This window comes from Hansschlegelia beijingensis (genome assembly GCF_045505405.1).
GTDB lineage: Bacteria > Pseudomonadota > Alphaproteobacteria > Rhizobiales > Methylopilaceae > Methylopila > Methylopila beijingensis_A.
Map to the genome: position 1 here is coordinate 1 of NZ_JBJKEX010000324.1, position 3,448 is coordinate 3,448.

The 3,448-nt window shown below is 68.8% G+C and carries 6 protein-coding genes and 1 pseudogene; 5 read left to right on the forward strand and 2 right to left on the reverse strand.

The features are described 5' to 3' along the window. Positions 1 to 35 precede the first annotated feature (35 nt). The 3 genes and pseudogenes from ACIKT0_RS15260 to ACIKT0_RS15270 form a co-directional block, all read left to right on the forward strand. A pseudogene (locus tag ACIKT0_RS15260) lies at positions 36 to 218 on the forward strand (DUF72 domain-containing protein); the annotation flags it as partial. Positions 219 to 220: 2 nt separating this feature from the next. Continuing rightward, positions 221 to 565, forward strand: a complete 345-nt coding sequence (locus tag ACIKT0_RS15265; protein WP_407106174.1) for an ArsC family reductase — start codon at positions 221 to 223, stop codon at positions 563 to 565. A 170-nt stretch (positions 566 to 735) separates the two neighbouring features. Continuing rightward, on the forward strand, positions 736 to 885 hold the full coding sequence (locus ACIKT0_RS15270) for a lmo0937 family membrane protein (RefSeq protein ID WP_183396330.1): 150 nt from the start codon (positions 736 to 738) through the stop codon (positions 883 to 885). A 69-nt stretch (positions 886 to 954) separates the two neighbouring features. Here ACIKT0_RS15270 and queC read toward each other — a convergent pair whose 3' ends face one another. After that, a complete protein-coding gene (gene queC, locus ACIKT0_RS15275) occupies positions 955 to 1,659 on the reverse strand; it encodes a 7-cyano-7-deazaguanine synthase QueC (protein ID WP_407106175.1) in 705 nt (234 codons plus the stop codon). A 34-nt stretch (positions 1,660 to 1,693) separates the two neighbouring features. Next, positions 1,694 to 2,107, reverse strand: coding sequence for a L,D-transpeptidase (locus ACIKT0_RS15280; protein WP_407106179.1), 414 nt, complete (start codon positions 2,105 to 2,107; stop codon positions 1,694 to 1,696). A 149-nt stretch (positions 2,108 to 2,256) separates the two neighbouring features. On the opposite strand from ACIKT0_RS15280, the gene ACIKT0_RS15285 reads away from it, so the two are divergent. Both ACIKT0_RS15285 and ACIKT0_RS15290 read left to right on the forward strand, forming a co-directional pair. Further along, entirely contained in the window at positions 2,257 to 2,826 is a 570-nt protein-coding gene (locus ACIKT0_RS15285; RefSeq protein ID WP_407106177.1) for an NnrU family protein, read from the forward strand. A gap of 92 nt (positions 2,827 to 2,918) precedes the next feature. Beyond that, on the forward strand, positions 2,919 to 3,448 hold a 530-nt coding region (locus tag ACIKT0_RS15290), incomplete at its 3' end, for a tetratricopeptide repeat protein (protein ID WP_407106178.1).

Sequence of the window (3,448 nt, forward strand, 5' to 3'; positions counted from 1 at the left end):
CGCGTCGCGGCTGATCCGTCGCGCGCGCCCGGCTCCGGTATTATCGCTGGCACGGTTCGCCGCGGATCTATTACTCGGATTACGACGAGGCCGCGCTCGCCGCCCTCAAGCGCCGCGCCGACGCCGACCGGGCCGGCGGGGCGACGGTGTGGTGCGTCTTCGACAACACCGCGTCGGGCGCCGCGCTGGGAAACGCGCTCGCTCTTGCGAGGCTCTGAGGATGATCACGCTCTACGGCATCAAGAACTGCGACACGATGAAGAAGGCGCGCGCCTGGCTCGACGACCACGGCGTGGCTTACGCGTTCCACGACTACAAGGCGGCCGGAATCGATCGGGAGCGTCTCGCGGGCTGGGCCGCGACTGCGGGGTGGGAGACGCTGCTCAACCGGGCCGGCACGACGTTCCGCAAGCTCCCCGAGGCTGACCGCCAGGGGTTGGACGAGGCGCGCGCGATCGAGCTGATGATCGCGCAGCCCTCCATGATCAAGCGACCGGTGCTGGAGGCGGAGGGTCGCCTGCTGGTCGGCTTCAAGCCTGGGGAATACGAGGCGGCGTTCGGCTGACGAAAGCCGAAGGGACCAGCCAAGCGGCGAGACGCCCGATCCTGAGCGGCCCCTATCTCGCGGCGTCACGCATAGGCGGCTGAGGAACGACTGCGGGCCGCCGGCGTTCGCGTCACGATGGTCGGAGCGCCTGACGCGCCGACCGCGCGTTGCAGTTGGAAGGATTCGCCATGCTTTGGGCTCTCGCCATCATCCTGCTCATCCTCTGGGCGGGCGGTTTTCTGGTCTTTCACGTCGCGAGCGGGCTCATCCACCTCTTGCTGGTGATCGCGGTCATCGTCGTGCTTGTGCGGCTGTTCACCGGCCGTCGAGCCATCTAGCGGCTCTGAAGGGACGAGGCCGCCGACGGCCGGCTGACCTTTAGGGGCAGGGGACCGCTTCGGTCCCCGTCACCGCCCCGCGCAGAAGCGCTCGAAGCCCTGCGCCCGGAGGGCGCAGGCCGGGCACTCGCCGCAGCCATAGCCCCAGTCGTGGCGCTCGCCGCGTTCGCCGAGATAGCAGGTGTGGCTCTCCTCCACCACGAGGGCGACCAGCCCGTCGCCGCCGAGCTGTCGCGCCAGCCGCCACGTCTCGGCCTTGTCGAGCCACATCAGCGGCGTCTCCAGCACGAAGCGGCTGTCCATGCCGAGGTTCAGCGCGACCTGCAGCGCCTTGATCGCGTCGTCGCGGCAGTCGGGGTAGCCGGAGAAATCCGTCTCGCACATGCCGCCGACGATCCGACGCAGGCCGCGACGATAGGCGAGGGCGGCGGCGAAGGTCAGGAAGACGATGTTGCGGCCCGGAACGAAGGTGTTGGGCAGGCCGCTCGACTCCATCCCGATCGCGACGTCTCGCGTGAGCGCGGTATCAGAGAGCGCGCCGAGGGCGTCGAGCCTGATTGTGTGGTCTTCGCCGAGGCGCGCGTCCCACGTCGGATTCAGCCTGCGCAGGCCGTCCCTGATGCGCCCGCGTTGTGAGAGCTCGACGACGTGCCGTTGGCCATAATCGAAGCCGACCGTCTCGACGCGCTCGTAGCGGTCGAGCGCCCAGGCGAGGCAGGTCGCGGAATCCTGCCCGCCTGAGAACAGCACGAGCGCGGCGCGATCGTTGGTCACTTTTGGAACGTCCGTCGCAGCGGAGCGCTGACCGTCAGCGCGTGATCACGATCCTCGTGTTCCGCATTCCGTGCTGGCGCACAAGTCGGTAGAAGGCCGCCGCGTTCGCGGTGCGCAGTCTGACGCAGCCATGACTTGCGGGCCGTCCAAGCGAGCGGACATATTGCGTTCCGTGGATCGCATAGCCGCCGCGGAAGAAGACCGCGTAGGGCATCGGCGACATGTCGTATTTGCGCGAGTACCACATGCGCTCGGTCCGGATCGGCCGGAACGAGCCGCGGGGGGTGACATAGCCGCGACGCGCCGTCGAGACGGGCCAGTCATAGACCGGCACGCCGTTGACCGAGACCTCCATGCGCTGTTGCGAAAGGCTGATCACGGCCAGCGTGCTGGCGAGAGCCTTCGTGGGATAGGCCGCCCATCCGCAGAGGACGGCGACGAGAAGCAACGCCACTCTCACAGCAGTTCTCCTGCGATCCGTTCCCGCCGCGGCCGCCGGCCAACTGTGGCGGGATCGTGGCGAAGAGTCGAATCGCAAGGCCGCGATGGCGTCGCCGGATGGCCGCGGATAGTCTGGGCCGTCGAACGGGGGCGGGCATGCTGGTTCTGATCGCGGGGCTTCTGGTCTTCTTCGGCGTTCACCTGTCCACGCGCGCGCGGGACAACCGCGCCCGTCTGATCGGGAGGTTCGGCGAAACGCCTTACAAGATCGCCTATTCGGCGATCTCGACGGTCGGGCTCGTCCTGATCGTCGTCGGCTGGCGCTCGGCGCCCTTCATCGAAATCTGGTCGCCGCCGGGCTGGACGCGCCATCTCACCATCACGCTGATGTTGCCGGCCTTCATCCTGCTGGCGGCCGCCTATCTGCCCGGTCACATCCGCGCGAAGGCCAAGCACCCGATGCTCGCCGCCCTGAAGCTCTGGGCGGCGGCGCACCTGATGTCCAATGGCGACCTCGCCAGCATCATCCTGTTCGGCTCGTTCCTAGCCTACGGGGTCGTGGACCGCATCGCGCTCAAGCGCGCCGCCCGCGGCGTGGTCCGTGCGCCGCAGAAGGCGAGCTGGGGCGCCGACGTCATGGCGGTGGTGATCGGCACGGCAGCCTATCTTCTGTTCGGGATATACCTGCACCCACTCCTGATCGGAGTGCCCGCGATCAGCATGTAGACCGCGCCCAAACCGTTTGCGGGGGCGGAGTCGCGTCGCTATGGTGCCGCCGCACCCGACAGGGGGCGCCGCAGGACGAGCGACTGGACCGAATGGCCGATATTTTCACCGAAGTTCAGGAGGACCTCCGCCGGGAGCGTCTCAAGCAGCTGTGGGATCGGTACGGTGCCCTGCTGATCGCGCTCGCCCTTTTGCTCGTGATCGGCATCGGCGCCTGGCGGGGCTACGAGTATTATCAGGCGCGCGAGGCCGAGCAGGCCGGCGACCGCTACGAGGCCGCCTCGAGGCTCGCCGAGGACGGCAAGAGCGACGAGGCCCGCGCGGCCTTCGCGTCGCTCGGCGCCGACGGGCCGGCCGGCTACGCGGTCCTGTCGAAGCTCCGCGAGGCGGACGAGGTCGCGAAGTCCGATCAGGCGGGCGCGCTGAAGCTGTACGAGGAAATCGCGAACGGGACCGGCGACGAGATGCTGCGCGACGCCGCGCGTATCCGCGGCGCCTATATCGCGGCCGACATCGGCACGCTCGACGATGTCCGCCGCCTTGCGGAACGGCTTGCCGCCGGTGGCCCCTGGAGCGCGCTGGCGCGCGAGGCGCTGGGTCTGGCGGCGTACAAGGCCGGCAG